Origin of the sequence: Ensifer adhaerens (assembly GCF_001270265.1) — a bacterium.
Lineage (GTDB): Bacteria > Pseudomonadota > Alphaproteobacteria > Rhizobiales > Rhizobiaceae > Ensifer > Ensifer adhaerens_B.
Genome location: NZ_LGAP01000050.1, coordinates 1 through 17,431 on the forward strand (window position 1 = coordinate 1; position 17,431 = coordinate 17,431).

At 60.5% G+C, this 17,431-nt stretch carries 12 protein-coding genes, 1 tRNA gene, 1 rRNA gene and 1 pseudogene; 12 read left to right on the top strand and 3 right to left on the bottom strand.

Annotation, left to right across the window (positions count from 1 at the left end; all coding sequences use genetic code 11):
• Positions 1-5: 5 nt before the first annotated feature.
• Positions 6-120, top strand: a 5S ribosomal RNA gene (rrf, locus tag AC244_RS33525).
• Between the two features lie 275 nt (positions 121-395).
• Positions 396-472 (top strand) — tRNA-Met (locus AC244_RS33530).
• A 52-nt stretch (positions 473-524) separates the two neighbouring features.
• Here AC244_RS33530 and AC244_RS38700 read toward each other — a convergent pair.
• Both AC244_RS38700 and AC244_RS33535 read right to left on the bottom strand, forming a co-directional pair.
• Positions 525-617, bottom strand: a pseudogene (locus AC244_RS38700) (adenosine-specific kinase); the annotation flags it as partial.
• 87 nt (positions 618-704) lie between these two features.
• Positions 705-1,292 (bottom strand): iron-containing redox enzyme family protein, encoded by a 588-nt coding sequence (locus AC244_RS33535; RefSeq protein WP_234717116.1) that lies wholly within the window; start codon positions 1,290-1,292, stop codon positions 705-707.
• Between the two features lie 352 nt (positions 1,293-1,644).
• Between AC244_RS33535 and AC244_RS33540 the strand changes: the two genes are divergently transcribed.
• The 5 genes from AC244_RS33540 to AC244_RS33560 all read left to right on the top strand — a co-directional run bounded on the left by AC244_RS33540 (position 1,645) and on the right by AC244_RS33560 (position 8,203).
• A complete protein-coding gene (locus tag AC244_RS33540) occupies positions 1,645-1,848 on the top strand; it encodes a hypothetical protein (RefSeq protein ID WP_037436730.1) in 204 nt (67 codons plus the stop codon).
• Positions 1,838-3,073, top strand: a complete 1,236-nt coding sequence (locus tag AC244_RS33545; RefSeq protein ID WP_053253147.1) for a YcaO-like family protein — start codon at positions 1,838-1,840, stop codon at positions 3,071-3,073. The genes AC244_RS33540 and AC244_RS33545 overlap by 11 nt, the downstream gene beginning before the upstream one ends.
• A gap of 14 nt (positions 3,074-3,087) precedes the next feature.
• Positions 3,088-4,260 (top strand): TfuA-like protein, encoded by a 1,173-nt coding sequence (locus tag AC244_RS33550; protein WP_234717117.1) that lies wholly within the window; start codon positions 3,088-3,090, stop codon positions 4,258-4,260.
• Positions 4,245-6,890, top strand: coding sequence for an ATP-binding protein (locus AC244_RS33555; protein ID WP_053253149.1), 2,646 nt, complete (start codon positions 4,245-4,247; stop codon positions 6,888-6,890). Before AC244_RS33550 ends, AC244_RS33555 begins: the two co-directional genes overlap by 16 nt.
• Before the next feature lie 74 nt (positions 6,891-6,964).
• Positions 6,965-8,203: an aldo/keto reductase gene (locus tag AC244_RS33560; protein ID WP_234717118.1), complete on the top strand. Its 1,239-nt coding sequence runs from the start codon at positions 6,965-6,967 to the stop codon at positions 8,201-8,203.
• A 178-nt stretch (positions 8,204-8,381) separates the two neighbouring features.
• Here AC244_RS33560 and AC244_RS33565 read toward each other — a convergent pair whose 3' ends face one another.
• A complete protein-coding gene (locus AC244_RS33565) occupies positions 8,382-10,943 on the bottom strand; it encodes a GcvT family protein (protein WP_053253151.1) in 2,562 nt (853 codons plus the stop codon).
• Positions 10,944-11,505: 562 nt separating this feature from the next.
• Between AC244_RS33565 and AC244_RS33570 the strand changes: the two genes are divergently transcribed.
• The 5 genes from AC244_RS33570 to AC244_RS33590 all read left to right on the top strand — a co-directional run bounded on the left by AC244_RS33570 (position 11,506) and on the right by AC244_RS33590 (position 17,410).
• Positions 11,506-12,492 carry an ABC transporter permease gene (locus AC244_RS33570; protein WP_053253152.1) on the top strand — a complete coding sequence of 329 codons (987 nt, stop codon included), beginning with the start codon at positions 11,506-11,508 and terminating at the stop codon, positions 12,490-12,492.
• 78 nt (positions 12,493-12,570) lie between these two features.
• Positions 12,571-13,572, top strand: coding sequence for a substrate-binding domain-containing protein (locus tag AC244_RS33575; protein WP_053253153.1), 1,002 nt, complete (start codon positions 12,571-12,573; stop codon positions 13,570-13,572).
• A 193-nt stretch (positions 13,573-13,765) separates the two neighbouring features.
• Positions 13,766-15,352, top strand: a complete 1,587-nt coding sequence (locus AC244_RS33580; RefSeq protein WP_053253154.1) for a sugar ABC transporter ATP-binding protein — start codon at positions 13,766-13,768, stop codon at positions 15,350-15,352.
• A complete protein-coding gene (locus tag AC244_RS33585) occupies positions 15,349-16,383 on the top strand; it encodes an ABC transporter permease (protein ID WP_053253155.1) in 1,035 nt (344 codons plus the stop codon). The genes AC244_RS33580 and AC244_RS33585 overlap by 4 nt, the downstream gene beginning before the upstream one ends.
• 79 nt (positions 16,384-16,462) lie before the next feature.
• Entirely contained in the window at positions 16,463-17,410 is a 948-nt protein-coding gene (locus AC244_RS33590; RefSeq protein WP_053253156.1) for a carbohydrate kinase family protein, read from the top strand.
• The last annotated feature ends 21 nt before the right edge of the window (positions 17,411-17,431 follow it).

The following is a 17,431-nucleotide window of genomic DNA, read 5'->3' on the forward strand; positions in this document are numbered from 1 at the left end:
GCCGACCTGGTGGTTCTGGCGGGGTGGCTGCACCCGTTCCCATTCCGAACACGGCCGTGAAACGCCCCAGCGCCGATGGTACTTCGTCTTAAGACGCGGGAGAGTAGGTCGCTGCCAGGTCTGCAAATCGCAAGATAAAAAAACCGAAACGCCGCTCCCCTTCGAGGCATTGCCGAGAAGGATAAGGTAGCGGCGAAACAAAGATCTTCTTCTCGACACACGCTCGGCCCAGCCGAAACGCAAGGGCCGCCACCAAGCGGCCCTTTTGTTTTGCTAGACCGAATATAATCAGTGCGTCCCTTACGCGAGACAAATCCGATGGATTTGCTCGGCACAGACCGCAAATCCATCGGATTTGCGTTACCGCGACAAATCCCATCGGGATTTGCGCTTGGCGCGGGGTGGAGCAGCCCGGTAGCTCGTCAGGCTCATAACCTGAAGGCCGCAGGTTCAAATCCTGCCCCCGCAACCAAAACCTCAGCAACAAGAAAGTCGGGGGGCCGTTGATCGGCATCAACCAGCCACTATAGCTTGTAGCCGATCTTTCGCAGCAGGTCCTTCCGCCACGCAATGTCGGCGTCAGTTTCGACACCCAGCGGTAAGGCGCCATCCACCATAAGGAAACATGCGGTAGTGGGTTGGTGCTGACTTTAGCGACAGGGATGTCTCTGAAGGGAGTATCAAACCGACGGCAAATGGCGGAGTCAGTCGGATTTCGACCCGCTAAAAAGGTAGAGTGGGCGCAGAACTCGCACGCTTGCCGCGAGCGCATCGCAGCTATGGAGAACGCTCAAACCAACCATTTCCAAGTGTTCCTGATCCAGCGGCAGCGCATCAAACGTCTGGTCGATCTCAGCGCTATGGGTTGGATCGAGGTCCCCATGAATTCTCAAAGTCCTGAACGTCGAGTCCGGCAGGCCTGAACGATCTCGAATCTCATCGATCATGCTGTCGGCAGGAGGAAACGCCTCGAGAACCGTGATGTATCCGAGAAGCATGAGCGGATGATGGTGATGAAGCCAATAATACTGGGTGCCGACCAACCGCGCGACTTCGACGGAAGGGGTGATGGATAGAACCCGCTTGGGATCGCACCCTGCAGCCTCAAGGTCCTCGAGTGCCCAGGTGTCGTGATGCAGTTCTTCGGAAACATGATGCCGATAGTATTCTCCGAGCAAAGCAGCAAGCTTATCGGTTCCTTCCAGTTGATCGCATTTGCCCGCTGCGGATTGCATGAGGGGAACCGACGCCCGCATGATTTGATGCAGCAAGACCAGGAAAGCGATCGTCATTTCCGGTGGAGGCTCGGTTCGCCAAAGGTCGCCAAAAGCAGCCCTGAGAGCGGGCATGCAGAGTTCGATTCTACCCCTTACAACGCCACTATTCGCTTGTCTTTCAAAAATACCCATAGCGATACCAGCCCGAGAGCAACAAGCAAACCCGGGAAATCATAACTCATTCCAGATGCCTTTCAAGTTCTGCTCAGTCAAAAGATAGGTAGCTCTTTAGTATTAAAGAGTAGTACTGGACAGATAAGGGAGTGTCGTCCTATTGTTACTGACGGACATCCTCTCACGATTCCACGATCACTGACAGCAATCTAGCAAGCATCGAAAAACTGCTCAGAGCCTGAGGAGATCACAAATGGCGGACTTCCAGACAAATTTCGACAGGCTGAAGAATTCGAATGTCATTCCCGATGTGGACGAGAATTTGCTCCCGCCAGCGGTCCGAGATGCGATCGCAGGCCTTGGCGACGACGAAATGGCGGTTCTCGAAAACTTAAGTAAATCCACCGGGACCCACATATACCTCAACAATAATCACCAGGTCATCTGTGGACTCTGAAGTCGTGGTGTCGGCCGGTTTGCTGGACCGGTGGCCGCTATACGACCGCCGCAATGAGGGGCATGGCGCCCTAGAAGAGGCCAGACGCAAGCTGCTCCTCAAATCGACGATCAAGCAGGTCCCGGTCACGCGCATAGCCGACATCACGCCACTCGACGTTCTGGGCATTCCCGTGTTTGCAACGGTCACTCCCCTTGCACGAGACTTGACCACCCATCTGGGCAAAGGGGTGGACAAGGAAACGGCCCGCGTCAGTGCCATCATGGAGTCGATCGAGAGGGCTTGCGCAGAGGAGTTCGAGTGCCAGTCCCGGCATGCCACTTATCTCGAGCTTAAAGCTTCCGGTGCCTACGCTGCCGATCCTCTCTCCTTCGATCTTCCCCCGCTGACCCGTTATCGCCCGGATTCGGGGATTGAGTGGGTAGAGGGTTGGGAATTCATCAGCGCTCGTCCGATCTGGGTTCCGGCCGACCTGGCGCGGTCTCCTGCAAAGGAAGGCATACTGGATCAGGTCGATACCAATGGCCTGGCTGCCGGGTTCACGCGTGGGCGGGCGGTACGCAGCGCGATCCTGGAGGTTGTCGAACGGGATGCCGTCAGTCAGCATCACTTCTTTGAACAGTATGGACAGGCGGGGGACGCCGGGCCTGTCGGACGCAGGATTGATCTGGATTCACTCCCTCCAGCACAAAGGGCGCTTGCCGAGCGCGCCAGGGGAGCAAATCTCGAACTCATCCTGGATGATCTGACGAGCGACCTTGAGATACCGGTTATCGCGAGCACGCTGATAGACCCGTCCTTTTGTAGTGCCGCGGGGCCGATGCCGCTGGTCGTGGCGGGGTGGGGCGCTGACCTTCTGGCCGGTGCTGCCGTTACACATGCTATCCTTGAGGCATTCCAATCGAGGCTCGGGGTCATTCACGGTGCCCGTGACTCCTACAACCAGGTACCCTTTTCGCGGCGGGCCAGCCTATCCGCGCCCGGGGTTCCCGCAACCGAGCATGATTTCTCCACCATTCCCAATGCGGACTTGCCAGACCTCGAGTCGGAGATCGAATTTGTGCTGGAACGGCTGACGTCCGCCGGACTTACGCAGGTCATCGTCATTGACCTGAGCCGAAAGTCGCTGGGCCTGCCCGTTGTGAGGGTGCGTGTACCCGGTCTGTCGCTCTTTACGGTCGACCCCCGCCGGGTCGGCTGGCGAAGTGCAAGGCACCTCTTGTGACGGGCGCGATGCGGATGCCGCCGGTCGTCTTCCTGGGGCCAAGCGCGCCCGCTTCGGACATCCTGTCCATTTTGCCAGATGCGATCATCAGACCTCCGGCGAGGCGGGGGGACCTTTATGCTTGTCGCATCTTGAAGCACGAGGTCTTTCTGGTCCTGGACGGCGCATTTGCCAATGTCCTTTCCATTTCGCCACGGGAAGTCGTTGACATTGTCCAGGACGGGGCGGTCGTGGTCGGTGCCTCCAGCATGGGGGCGCTCCGGGCGGCGGATTGCGCGCCGGCAGGCGTGCATGGCGCGGGGATGATATTTCGACTGTTCAAGGACCGGATCATATCCACGGAGGACGAGGTGGCAGTCCTCTTCCGCGAGGACAGGGCTTTTCCGGCGCTTACAGAACCATTGATCAACATGCGGATCGCGCTGCGGCGGGCGACCAGGATCGGTCTCGTTGGAAAAGCCGAAGCCGAGGAAGTTATTTCGGCAGCGCAATTGCTTCATTTTGCCCTGAGGACCTGGCCCGCCGCCTACCGGAAAGCCGGGCGCCACCTCTCGGGCGAACTGCTCGACTTTTTCAAGGCAATAGACACAAAGCGCACCGACGCCGTTCAGGCCGCAAACAAGGTCTTGAAATTACTGGAGGTTGATCGAGGTCCGCCCCGCGCTTCCAGATCGCCTCAGCTGTTTGGTCTGCTAGGAGACGGCAGGGGACGGGCCCCCGATGCGCTGAGCGGCGCGGACCGGCAACAGATTGAAGCCGAGTTCATCGAGTGGCTTTGCTGTTCGGGGAGGGGCTACCCACGACTCGACAATGAAATTGACTGGCTCAGCGGAGAATTGACGGTGCCGACTGCGTCGGTTTGGAATATCCTTGACGGCTCGGGCGAGCTAGAGGCCGACCTGATGAGGTTCAACATCTTTTGCAGGGCTGTCGCCGAAGCTCGGCGATTCGGCCTTCGGCCGGAAATCGAGGACTTCCGGCAAGCGGAACGTCAACTGGCCAACGCCCATCGTGTCGGCTCATGGAATGAACTCCTCAATTGCAAAGGAAGTGGTTCGTCCTTCTCCAAACGCCTGAGCGCACATTGCTCTGAACTTGCTCTAACCACATGCCTTCGACGAACATCCTTGTTCGCTGGGGCTCCGTCAACGAAGCCGAGAGAGGTTTTGTTATGGCACCCTCAATAGAAAGCCAGACTCAATCGCCGGGCAACAGCGTTTGCATGCTCTTTACTGACATTGAGGGTTCGACAAACCTGGTGGATTCCTATCCCGATCTCTACGATGAGATGCTCCTTCGGCACAATGAGTTGCTGCGCAACGCCATCCACACCTATGGTGGCGAGGAAGTAAACGTTGTTGGCGACTCCGTATTCGCACTCTTTCCTGGATCCGTCCAAGGGGTTCAGGCAGCGATTGACGCCCAATTTGCCCTGACGAAGGAAGAATGGGCGCAAGGATGCAAGCCACTGGTCCGGATGGGCCTGCATTGCGGAACCGTGAGAAGACACTACGCCACCGTCACCGGGATAGAGGTGCATCGTGCGGCTCGTATCGCATCGGTGGCGCATGGAGGCCAGATCGTCATTTCGAACGTGGTTCGCGATGAGCTGGCGGAAGGCCACATCGGAGCGACCGTGGAAGTCCGCGATCTCGGATTCCATCGCCTCAAGGATCTTCGCTATCCTGAAGCACTGTTCGACCTGGTGGTCCCGGGACTGCAAAGCGAATTTGCACCGATCTCATCGATCGGCGCCAACCGCACCAACCTCCCGTCCGATGTGCCGGTTCTCTACGGCCGGCGCCTGGAACTCGCCCGGCTAAATCAGATCCTGACGGACAAACAGAACCGTATTGTTACGCTGACGGGCGTTGGCGGCGTGGGCAAGACAAGCCTGGCGATCTGCGCCGGAAGATCAGCGCTACCCTTGTACCCGCGCGGGGTGTTCTTCGTTCAGCTGAGAGAAATCGACGATCCGGATCTCATCGGTTCGGAAATCTGCAAGGCCATTGGCCTGCACGAAGCTCCGGGTGTCTCCGCCATAGAGACGGTGTGCAATTCGCTGGGGAGCGCCGAGGTGCTTTTGATCTTCGATACCTTCGAGCATCTGGTCGAGGCGGGTCCGGTCATAAATGCCATTCTCAAGGCCTGTCCGGGGATCACCGTGCTGAGCACCAGCCGCGAACCGCTTAAATTGCGTTCCGAGCTGGAATTCGCCGTTCCTCCGCTCAGCGTGCCTGATGAAGGAGAGAGCGACGCTCGGATTTTGGCGAACCCGTCCGTGCAGCTCTTTGAGAGGCTTGCACGCCGCGAACAGCCGGACTTCGCCGTGGGAAGTGAAACGCTGGGGGCGGTCGCCAGGATCTGCCGGAGGCTTGACGGGCTACCGCTGGCGCTTGAACTGGCAGCCTCGCATGTCGGGCTCCTTAGCGTCGCGGAGCTGGAGGACCGGCTTCAAAGCAGCATTCAGGACCTTCGAAGCAAGGCGCGGGATATTGATCCCCGCCACCGCACCCTTCGACTGATGATCGGTTGGAGCGACAATCTCCTGACGGAAGGCCAACGCCGCGTTTTCTATGCGTCGGCTGTCTTTAACGGCGGGTTCGGCCTTCGTGCCGTCGCCTCCCTGTTTGAGGGCGAGGTCGATGTCGTTGACCATGTGGAGGCCCTTCTGGACAAGAGCCTGTTGTTCAGAACAATGGCTCTCGGCCATCCGCGCCTCAACATGCTGGACACGGTTCGCGATTATGCGCTCGACAAGTTGCGACGGACGGACGCATACGAAACCATCCGTGAACGGCATGCGGACCATTTCACCGAGCTTGTCCTGTCAGCCGCGCCCAACGTGATGACGTTCAACCAGCGCGATTCCGTCGAGCACCTGATGCACGAAGCCGGCAACATTCGGGTGGCACTCGAATGGCGGATGGGGCAACCCAGTGCGCATCATTCGGCCACGCTGATCGAGGCGCTGACGTGGCTCTGGATATCGAGAGGCCAGTTTTCGGAGGCGAGAACTTGGTCGGACAAGGCTCTGCAACACGCCCGGACCACAGGCGAAGCAGAGCCGTTGGCGCGAATCTTGAACTCGGCCGCCTTCATCCGGTACATGTCCGGTGATCCTGAATCAGCGCGTGAAAATGGCGTTGAAAGTCACCGTATCTACAGCGAGCTGGGGAACAAGGCCGGAATTGCGAGTGCCGGGATTATTGCCGGCATTGCCAAAGCCACGACAGGTGAACCCGAGGCAGGCGGCGCCTTGATCGTGGAGTCATTCGAACTGGCGAAGCTCATCGGCGACGATCATGGAACCGTGGTTGCCCTGATTGCAATCGGGGAAGGAACGCGCGCAGAGGGGGACGAGGTTGCTGCCGAAGAATTCTATCTCGATGCCCTCAAGCTGCTCGACAAGCTGGGTGACACCTACTGGCACGGCCATCTGCTGCAAAACCTTGCCCATTTCAGGCTGCACAGCAATGACTGGCGGAACGCCGCGGCACTCGCCGGCCAGGCCCTGGCTATCGGCGAGAGATATGACTACCCGATGGTGGTGAACCTTGCTGTCGCAGCGATAAGCGGAGTGCTCGCAGCGAAAGAAAATTGGGACGGTGCTGCAGAAATCATCGGCGCAGTGAATAGTCGTCTCGCTCGCCTAGGAGTCCGGTTTGAGCCGACAGACGATGCCGATTTTCAAAGAATCGTGTCTGCGGTTCGCAAGGCATCAGGAAACAAGCGATTCGCCCGTGTAAGCGAAAAAGGGGCTAAGCGCCCATGGGAGCAGATACTTTCGTCATGCCGCGCCGCCGTTGCAAGTTAGGGGCTGTTCTAGGATCGTCTCTCGAATGGCGACCACGTCCGGTCAACCGTTCTAGATGCGGCGCGGAAGTACAAGTGTCGGTGCAATCAGGCCCCCGCAACCAAATTAAAAAGCCCGCAAGACAGCAATGTCGGCGGGCTTTTGGCGTTCTAACAACAATGTCCGCGGGCGTTCCACGTTCCAGATCAAGAGACCGTCAAAAAAAGCCCGTCAAAAACGCACAAATCTGCCGCTTCGCCGCGGTCATTCCATCGCCGGGCATGTTCCGAGCGGAGCCATGCTGCTACAGCTTGCCGTTCCCGCAGGAGACGCCGGCAATAGTCGGTCCTGCTGGTGCCAGACCACCCTTTCGCAACGATATTGACAGTGTGAGCGGACCCCCGATGCAGAGATTCAACCTGGGAACAACCGACTTGGCCGTTTCGTCCGCCGTCTTGGGCCTGATGCGTATCGCCGATCTTAGCGACGCGGCCATTCGCCAGTTGTTCAGCAAGGCGCAAGATGTCGGCATCAACGTCTTCGATCACGCCGACATCTATGGTGGCGAAGCGCATGAGTGCGAGCGTCGTTTTGGCGCGGCCTTGCGTCTGACCGCGAGTGAGCGGGGCTCGATTGTGATACAGAGCAAGTGCGGCATTCGGCCGGGCTTTTTTGATTTCTCCGAGGACCATATTCTCCAGGCCGTCGATCGTTCTCTTGCAGCCTTGAAAACCGACTATCTGGATCTCCTTCTGCTGCACCGCCCGGATACACTGGTGGAGCCGGAGGAAGTGGCCAGGGCTTTCGACCGCCTTCACGCTGCAGGCAAGGTTCGGCACTTCGGCGTATCGAACCACACACCGCGGCAAATCGATCTCCTGAAGACCGCCGTGGACCAACCACTTGTCGCCAATCAAATCCAGCTCAGCATTGCCCATGCCCCGTCCGTTGCCTTCGGTCTCGCTGCGAACATGGCCGGTTTGGAGCAGTCGATCGACCGCGACGGAGAGGTCATCGCCTATTCCCGCATCAACCGGATGACCCTCCAGGCCTGGTCGCCGTTCCAGCAGGGCTTCTTCGGGGGCGTATTCGTTGGTGACGAGAAGAATTTTCCGGAACTCAATCGTGTACTGATCGAGCTATCAAGCAAATACGGGCTATCGCCGTCGGCCATCGCCTATGCGTGGATTGCTCGGCATCCCGCAAAGATTCAAGTGGTCTTGGGCACGACCAGCGCGGAGCGTCTCGGCGACATTGCACCCGGTGCGGACATCACCTTGTCGCGCGAGGACTGGTACCATCTCTTCAGGGCGGCGGGGCATGTGCTCCCGTAGGAGCCGCTTCGGCTTGGATACGGACACTGCCGCCGCGCAGACGCGGGCTGGGCCTCGTCGGTAGTTAGCTATGCCGTCACTCACGGGCCGGCCGATGACCTTGACATAGAGAAGGCCCGCTCGAATGCGAGCGGGCCTTTGTCTTGGAGGCGAACGCGTCTGCTCTTGGCGAGCAAGATCAGCTTCGCGGCTTGAGATTCTCGGGGTCGTAGAGCGGCTTGTAACCGACGCCGGCGACTTCGACGGGATAGGTTTCGCCGAAGTATTCGACGTTCAGCTTGCGGCCGACCTGGCAGTGGGACCAAGGCAGATAGGCAAGCGCGATGTTCTTGCCGATCGTCGGGCCGTAGGCGATCGAGGTGGTGTAGGAGCGGCGGCCAAGCTCGTCGACCAACACCGCGCCGGTTTCCGGGTCCATGACCGGCAGGCTGCCGACCGGGTAGCGCTTTACGCCGTTTCTATCGGTGTTCTCCGTGAGGATGAGCGTGCAGAGCATGGCCGGCTGGTGCTCGCGCGCCTTGTATTCGAGATGCTTCGCCTTGCCGCGGAAGTCCACGTCCTTGACCTTCGGGCGAGCCAGGTCGGCCTCGATGAGGTTGTACTGGGTGAGAAGATCGGCGTTCTGCAGGCGCAGGCTCTTTTCCATGCGGCGCGAGTTCGCATAGGTTTCGACGCCGAAAGCCATGACGCCGGTGGCGCGCAATGCGTCCCAGACGGCGAGGCCGTCCTCATATTTCATGTGCAACTCCCAGCCCTGCTCGCCGACATAGGAGATGCGGAAGGCGGTGACCTTCCTACCGGCGATTTCGATCGGCTTGATCGCAGCGAAAGCGAAGTTCTCGATATCGAGGCCCGCCGGATCGGCAACAACCTTCTTCAGCGTTTCGCGGGCATTGGGGCCCCAGATGCCGATGGTGATGAACTTCTCCGAAACGTCTGTAATGGTGACGTTGAGGCCCCGGTCTTCCGCGACACGGCGCATGTACTGGAAATCGCGCGGTCCGGCATCGGCGCCGTTCACGAGACGGCAGCGGTCGGCCATGCGGAAAACGGTGAAGTCGGCCCGCACCATGCCCTCGTCATCGAGGAAGTGGGTGTAGATGCCCTTGCCGATGTTGCCGTCTCCGCCGATCTTGGCGGCGCAAAGCCACTCGAGAAGCTCGACATGGTCAGGACCTTCGATGTCGACCATGTGGAAGTGCGAGAGGTTGACAATGCCGCAATCCTCGCTCATCGCCAGATGCTCGGCGTTGGAAACGCGCCAGAAATGGCGGTTGTCCCACTCGTTCTCGCGCACTGGAACGCGGTCGCCGTATTTTTCCAGGAGGTGCTCGTTGGCGGCGTAGCCGTGCGCGCGCTCCCAGCCGCCGAGTTCCATGAAGTAGCCGCCGAGCTCCTTCTCGCGCTCGTAGAAGGGCGAGCGCTTGACGTTGCGGCCGCTGGCATAGGGCTCGCGCGTATGCACGGCCGGGAAGTAGATCTTCTGCGCTGCCTCGAAGCAGCGACCCTCGATGAATTTTTCCTCGAGCTGATGCGGGTAGAAGCGAGAATAATCGATCGAGGCGTGGTCGATCTCGGTGCGCCCGTCCGTCATCCAGTCGGCGATCAGCTTACCGTAGCCGGGGCCGTCCTTCACCCAGATGGCGACGCAGTACCAGAGGCCGCGCACCTTCTGGCTCTCGCCGCAGGAGGGGCCGCCAGCGGCCGAGACCTGCAGCAGGCCGTTGAAGGAATGGCCTTCATTGTAGCCGAGTTCGCCGAGGATCGGCGTCAGTTCCATGGCGCGCTCGAGCGGCTCGATGATCTGCTCCATATCGAGGTCGCGCTGCGAGGGCGACAGGCGCGCCTCGTGCTTTTCAAGAATGTTGCGTGGATGGCAGAGGCGCGGGTTGGTGGTCTCGTAATAGCCCCACTCGATCTGGCCGCCTTCGGTGGTCTTCGGATCCCCGGTGTCGCGCATATAGGCGGAGTTGCCCTGGTCGCGCAGGAGCGGGAAGCCGATTTCCTTGCCGGTAGCTTCGAATTCGTTATACGGGCCGAAGAAGGTGAGCGGATGGTCGACCGGCATCACCGGCAGATCCTCGCCGACCATTTCGGCGATCAGGCGGCCCCAGATGCCGGCGCAGACGACGACATGGTCGGCCATGATCGTGCCGCGATGGGTGACGACGCCCTTGATGCGGCCGTTCTCGACGATGAGCGATGTTGCCGGCGTGTTGCCGAAGATCTGGAGTTTGCCCGATTTCTCGGCCGCATCAACCAGCTTGCCGGCAACCGTCTGCGAGCGTGGGATGACGAGGCCGGCATCCGGGTCGAACATACCGCCCATGACCTGATCTTCCTCGATCAGCGGGAACATCTTCTTGATTTCCGCCGGCGAGACATAGTGGGCGCGGGTGCCGAAGGCCTTGGCGGAGGAAAGCTTGCGCTTGATCTCTTCCATCCAGACGTCGTCGCCAGTGCGTGCGACTTCCAGGCCGCCGATGCGGGCGTAGTGACCCATCTTCTCGAAGAAATCGATCGAATACTGCGTCGTCCAAACCGAGAGATAATCGTGGCTGGTGGTGTAGCAGAAGTCCGAGGCGTGCGCCGTCGAGCCGATATCGGTTGGGATGCCGGATTTGTCGATGCCGACGATGTCGTCCCAGCCGCGCTCGATCAGGTGATGCGCGATCGAGGCACCAACGATGCCACCCAGCCCGATGATTACGACCTTCGCCTTTTGCGGAAACTCTGCCATTGATTGCGACCCTGATTGAAACTGAAGCCGGATTTTAGGATTTGCGGCGCTGCGACTAGAGCCTGTCTACGACATAATTATCGTGCTGCACGACCAGAACCTGCACTCTGCAAGCAGGATTTCTCCATCACCTGAGGGCCGCGGGCAAGGGCGCATCTCCTCAAGCGCACGGTTTTCCTTATCAACACCAGCGATGCGGGACTGCCGTTAAACGGCAGTTCGTGTCGCCGGCCGTTTGGCAACGCCTGAGCGGTTGCCGTCGGAAACAACCGAGGCCGGTCTTTCATCGCCGGATAGGCCTCAAGCTAACAGAAACGGCAGTATCGATGCGGCGTTCTTCTGGCGAAACGTCAAACTTTTCAGACAAATAAGAGGGCCGCGATAGATTGCTGTTGACAATACACAACAGTCTTTGGCAAATGTCATCGCCGGCTTCGTTAGGTCGGCCGTCGCGGCAGCCGAGCTCGAAGAGATCCCGGTACGCGGTCATGGAGCGTGCGCCTGAGCACGCTGGGAGCCGTGACTGCGCCTGCTTGCGGACGACCAGGACGGAGGGCGTGCTTTGGAATTTCGGGTTGATCGCCAGTTGGCATTTTTGGCCGTCGTCAACGTTGCCGTGCTGGCGGCAGGTGGCGTGTTGGTCGGTGCCAGTTTCCTCGACATCTACAACCTGCAATCCATGGCAGGCCAAGTGCCAGAACTCGGCCTTCTGGCGCTCGGCGTGATGCTTGCGATGATCTCGGGCAATGGCGGCATCGACCTCTCCGGCATCGCGCTGGCCAACCTGTCGGGCGTCATCGCCTATCTCGTGCTGCGCGACACGGTCTCACCAGATGACGCGCCGCTCATGTTCAGCTGGAGTTTCGCCGGTATCGCGCTGCTTGTCGGCCTTGTCGGCGGAATACTGAACGGCTTCTTGATCGCGCGCGCCGGCCTGACGCCGATCATCGCCACGCTCGGCACGCAGCTGTTCTTCACCGGCCTTGCAGTCGCTTTCACCAATGGTTCCGCGCTCGGTCTGGGGTTCATCGAGCCGCTCGACGCCTTCGGCAATACGCCGGTTCTGGGCGTTCCACTCTGCTTCGCACTCTTCCTCATGATCGCGCTGATCCTTGGTATCGTGCTGCGCTACAGCCCCTTCGGTCTGCGCCTTCTCTTGCTCGGCAACAATGCCAAGGCCGCCCGCTATGCCGGCATTGCGGAAAAGCGCATCCTGTTTTTGACCTACACCGCCTGCGGCGTTCTTGCCTCGGTCGCCGGAATCGTGATTGCCGCACGCACCTCGAGCGTGAAATGGGACTACGGCAATTCCTACGTGCTGATCGCCATCCTTATCGCCGTGATGGCGGGCGTTCGCCCGGAGGGTGGCTATGGCCGGGTGATCTGCGTCGTCCTGTCGGCGACGTCGCTGCAGATCCTGTCGAGCCTGTTCAATTTCATGGACATCTCCAACTTCTTCCGCGACCTCGCCTGGGGCGTGCTTCTGCTCGTCTTTCTCGCGACATCCGGTTTCGACGCCAAGGCCTGGTTCAGGGCTTTGCGCGGCTGATTCGAGTTCCAGGGCCGGCGAGACGCCTTCGCACGCCGGCCGATCTGTCAAAATTCGAAGGTTCTTTGGGAGGAATGCATGTTTGCCATTCGTAAATTCGCTGCCTGTGCCGTTGCGCTCGGAGCACTGACTGCAACCACGGCTGCCATTGCCGAGGAAAAGCCCAGCATCGTCACGGTGGTCAAAGTCACGGGCGAGAACTGGTTCACCCGCATGAACGAAGGCGTCGATGCCTATGGCAAGGAAAACCCTGGTGTAGCCACCAGCCAGGTCGGACCGGGCAAGGCCGATGCCGCCCAGCAGGGCCGGCTGATCGAAGACCTGGTTGCCAAGAAGGTCGCCGCCATCGCCGTCGTGCCGATGGATGCCTCCGCTCTTGAAGGCGTGTTGAAGCGCGCAAGCCAGCGCGGTATCAAGGTCATCACCCATGAAGCCGACAATATGAAGAACACGCTCGTCGACATCGAGGCCTTCGACAACAAGGTGTTTGGCGCACGTTTCAATGAAAAAATCGCCGAATGCATGGGCAAATCCGGCAAGTGGACCTCGTTCGTCGGCTCGCTCGGCAGCCTGACGCACGTGCAGTGGGCCGATGGCGGTTCGGAAAACGCCAAGAAATATTCCGAGATGGAATTGGTCTCGGAGAAGAACGAATCCTTCAACGACGCCAACCGCGCCTACGAAAAGGCACGCGAGATCCTGCGCAAGTACCCTGACATCAAGGGCTTCCAGGGCGGTTCGGCCATCGACGTCATCGGCATCGGCCGTGCCGTCGAGGAAGCGGGTCTGCAGGACAAGACCTGCGTGTTCGGCATCGGCCTGCCGAAGGACACCGGCTCCTATCTCGAATCGGGCGCCGTCGACGGCATCAGCTTCTGGGATCCGAAGGATGCCGGCTACGTCATGAACAAGGTCGCCGACATGGTGCTGAAGGGCGAGGAGCTTAAGGACGGCATGGACCTCAGCGTTCCCGGCTACGAGAAGGTCACCGTCAAGAAGGGTGCCGGCGACGGCGTGATCGCGGTCGGCCAGGCATGGGTCGACGTCGACAAGTCGAACTACGCCAACTACCCGTTCTGATCCGGCGCGAATGATAAAGATGCCGGGCCCGACTGTGGGCCCGGCGTTGCGCGTCGAGTACCGCTGCAGCGCCGAGCGTCGATGTGACGCGCTGAGGACGCTGTAGCGCTTTCAACCTGCTGCACAATTCCACAAATCGATACCGGTTAGGATTCATGCGGCAGGCCTCGTTTTTCTTAGTCAGGACAGTGCCATGCAGCTCAAGCACGAAGCCGGCGCGCCGCATCCCGGCGAAACTTCGAAGGCCGCAATTCCCTATCTGGAAATTCGCGATATCCAGAAAAGCTTCGGCGGCGTTCGCGCGCTGAAGGGCGTCAGTTTTTCGATCGAACCCGGGCAGATCTACCATCTCATGGGCGAGAACGGCTGCGGCAAGAGCACGCTCATCAAGATCATTTCCGGTGCGCAGCCGGCCGATGCGGGCGAACTGCTCATCGATGGCAAGCCGGTGGGCCACCTCACACCGGTTGCGGCGCTCGCGGCCGGGATCGAGACCGTCTATCAGGATTTTTCGCTGCTGCCCAATCTCTCCGTCGCCGAAAATGTCGGCCTGACGCAACAGCTGGTCGCCGCTTCCGGCAAGCTTGCCCGGCGGCTCGATCTCGCGCACATGCGCCAGACGGCGGAGCGGGCGCTTGCCGCCGTGAACCTGCCGACGACCCGCGCCTTTCTTTCCACGCGTACGGACGAACTGCCGATGGCCACGCGTCAGCTCATCGCCATTGCACGCGCGATTGCCTCCGATGCGCGCCTCGTCATCATGGACGAGCCGACGACCGCTTTGACGAAACACGAAGTCGACAACCTGATCGGCATCGTCGGCCGGTTGCGCGCCAAGGGCGTCGCGGTGCTGTTCGTCACCCACAAGCTTGACGAGTGCAAGTCGATCGGCGGGCGTGCCGTCATCATGCGCGATGGCCAGAAGGTCGCCGAATGCGATATTGCCGATCACACCAAGGCCGAACTCGGCTTCTGGATGACGGGCAAGGTGCTGGACGAGGCACGCTATCGTTCCGCGCCGAAGTTCGGCGACGATCTGCTCGCGGTGGACGCGCTGTCGCTGAAGGACGCCTTCGCCAATGTCTCCTTCTCCATGCGTCGGGGCGAGATCGTCGGCATCACTGGCCTTCTCGATTCCGGCCGCAACGAGCTGGCGCGGGCCATCGCCGGTGTCGTTCCGGCCGACACCGGCCGCATCCGCCTCAACGGAAAGGATGTGACGCCCGGGAAGCCGGCCGACGCTATTGATGCCGGCATTGGCTACGTCCCGGAGGATCGCCTTTCGGAAGGTCTCTTTCTTGAGAAGCCGATCGAGGAGAACATTGTCGTGCCGGTGCTGGATCGCCTGCGTGGCGCGTTCGGCATCCTGGACGGTCGTCGCAGCCGCGACCTTGCTAAACGATCGGTCGAAGACCTGCAGGTCGTCACCCCGGATGTCGCCAACCCGGTGCAATCGCTGTCTGGCGGCAACCAGCAGCGCGTCCTCATCGGGCGCTGGCTGACCATCAATCCGAAGCTTCTGGTCCTGCACGGCCCGACCGTCGGCGTCGACGTCGGATCCAAGGACACCATCTACCGGATCATCCAGCGCCTCGCCGACGAGGGCATGGGTGTCATCATCATCAGCGACGACCTGCTCGAACTGCTGCAGAACTGCGACCGGATCATGGTGATGCGCAAGGGCGAAGTGGTGGAAGCCTTCCAGGCCGAGGCGCTGGAGGAAGAGGTGCTCTACCGCGCCCTTGTGGAAGAGACGACGACTGTGAGGACCGCGCTATGACAGACACGACATTCAACGGGGCGACCCCTGATGGCAACGACAAGGTTTCGCTTGGCTCGGCCTGGCGCTGGCTGCTGCGCCATCCGCCGGTTGTGACCTTTGCGCTGATCGTGCTGGTCTGCCTGGTGGTTGGCACGATCAATACGGACTTCTGGCAGGTGTCGAACCTGTTCGACATTCTGCGCGCTTCCGTCGTGCGCGGGCTCTTCGCACTCGGGGTTCTGGTGGTGCTGGCGTCGGGCGGCATCGACGTTTCCTTCACAGCCATTGCCGCCTTCGTCATGTACACAGTGACGATGCTGGTCACGAACCTGCTGCCGGGGCTGCCGATGCCGGTGATCCTGCTTGTGGCGGCTGCGGGCGGGGCCTGCTTCGGCGCGCTGAACGGCGTACTTGTCCATGCGCTGCGCGCGCCGTCGCTGATCGTGACGATCGGCACGCAATACGTCATTTGCAGCTTCCTGCTGACCTTTGTCGGCACCGCCCTGTTCATGAACATTCCGGGCTCGATGGAAGCGTTCGGCAAGGTTGCGCTTTTCACCCACCAAAGCGCTAACGGTTCCATCTCGGTGCTGCCGGCCTTCGTCCTCGTTCTCGCCGTTGCGGCCGTGGTGACCTGGTGGATCCTCGAGCGGACACTGATCGGCCGAGCCGTCTATGCCGTTGGCGGCAATCCCGGCATCGCCGAACGTCTCGGCTACAATCTGCGCACCGTGCATATCTTCGTTTTTGCCTATGCGGGCCTGCTTGCCGGCATCGCCGGGGTCATGCATGTGGCCAGCAACCGGCTTGCCAATCCGTTCGACCTTGCCGGCACCGAGCTTGAGATCATCGCCGCGGTCGTTCTCGGCGGTGCTCGTATCACCGGCGGTTCCGGCAGCGTGATCGGGACGCTGCTCGGCGTGGTGCTGATTACGCTTGTCAGCAACGTTCTCATTCTCGTCGGCATTCCGAGCACGTGGCAGCTGGCCATTATCGGCGTCTTCATCGTCCTCGCCGGCACCGTCTTCTCGCTTCGGGCTAAACGTTGACGGGCATGCCTCGATTGTCGTCGGACAGGATCAACGACCGATATCCGCGGTCACCAATTCAGTAGGGAAGGTTGAGTGCATGGCGCACGACGTATCTGTAATCGGACTTTACATTCTTGATATTCTCGGCCGGCCGGTCGACCGTATCCCGTCCGGCGGCAATGTGGAATTCATCGACGAGATCCGCTTGACCGTTGCGGGCACGGCTGGCGGCACGGTCGTCGATCTTGCCAAACTCGGGTTGAACTGCCTGGCGGTCGGCGCGGTCGGGGACGATGAAAAAGCGGACTTCGTGCTCGCCACGCTCGATCGCTTCGGCGTCGACCGCTCGGAGATGCAGCGCATTGCCGGCGTGCCAACCTCCGCGAGCATTCTCAACATCCGCCGTAACGGCGAGCGGCCCGCCCTGCACGTTCGGGGCGCCCTGGGGCATTTCAAAACCCCCGCCGATGCGCGCGAGCGCGTACTTGCGCCGCCGATCGTCCATCTCGGCGGGACGGGTCTGCTCGACCGCCTCGACGGCGAACCGAGCCGGGTCCTGCTCGAGGAAGCCAAGCGCTTCGGCCGGACCACGACCTTCGACCTGTTGGGCGCAAACGAGAACACGCTGTCGCTGATCCGGCCGCTGTTCCCCTATATCGATTATTTCATGCCCTCGGTGGAAGAAGCCATGCTGATCTCCGGCCAGAAGACCGCCGAAGATGCCGGCCGCTTCTTCGCCGATCTCGGCGTCAAGCACTGCCTCTTCACGCTCGGCGGCGACGGCGTCTGCTTCCTCGATGGCGATGGAAAGAGCCTGCGCCTGCCGGCATTCGAGATCGACGTGGTCGATACCACCGGCTGCGGCGATGCCTTCAACGCCGGCTTCATTGCGGGACTTCATCATAGCATGGAGACGGAAACCGCATTGAAGTTCGCCCAGGCGTCGGCCGCTCTTGTGGCGACGGGCCTCGGATCGGATGCCGGGATCACCTCGTTCGAGGCGACCTGGGACTTCATGAAGAATGCCCGTGTGAAGAGCAACTGACGCCAAGCGGTTCGCGCGAAC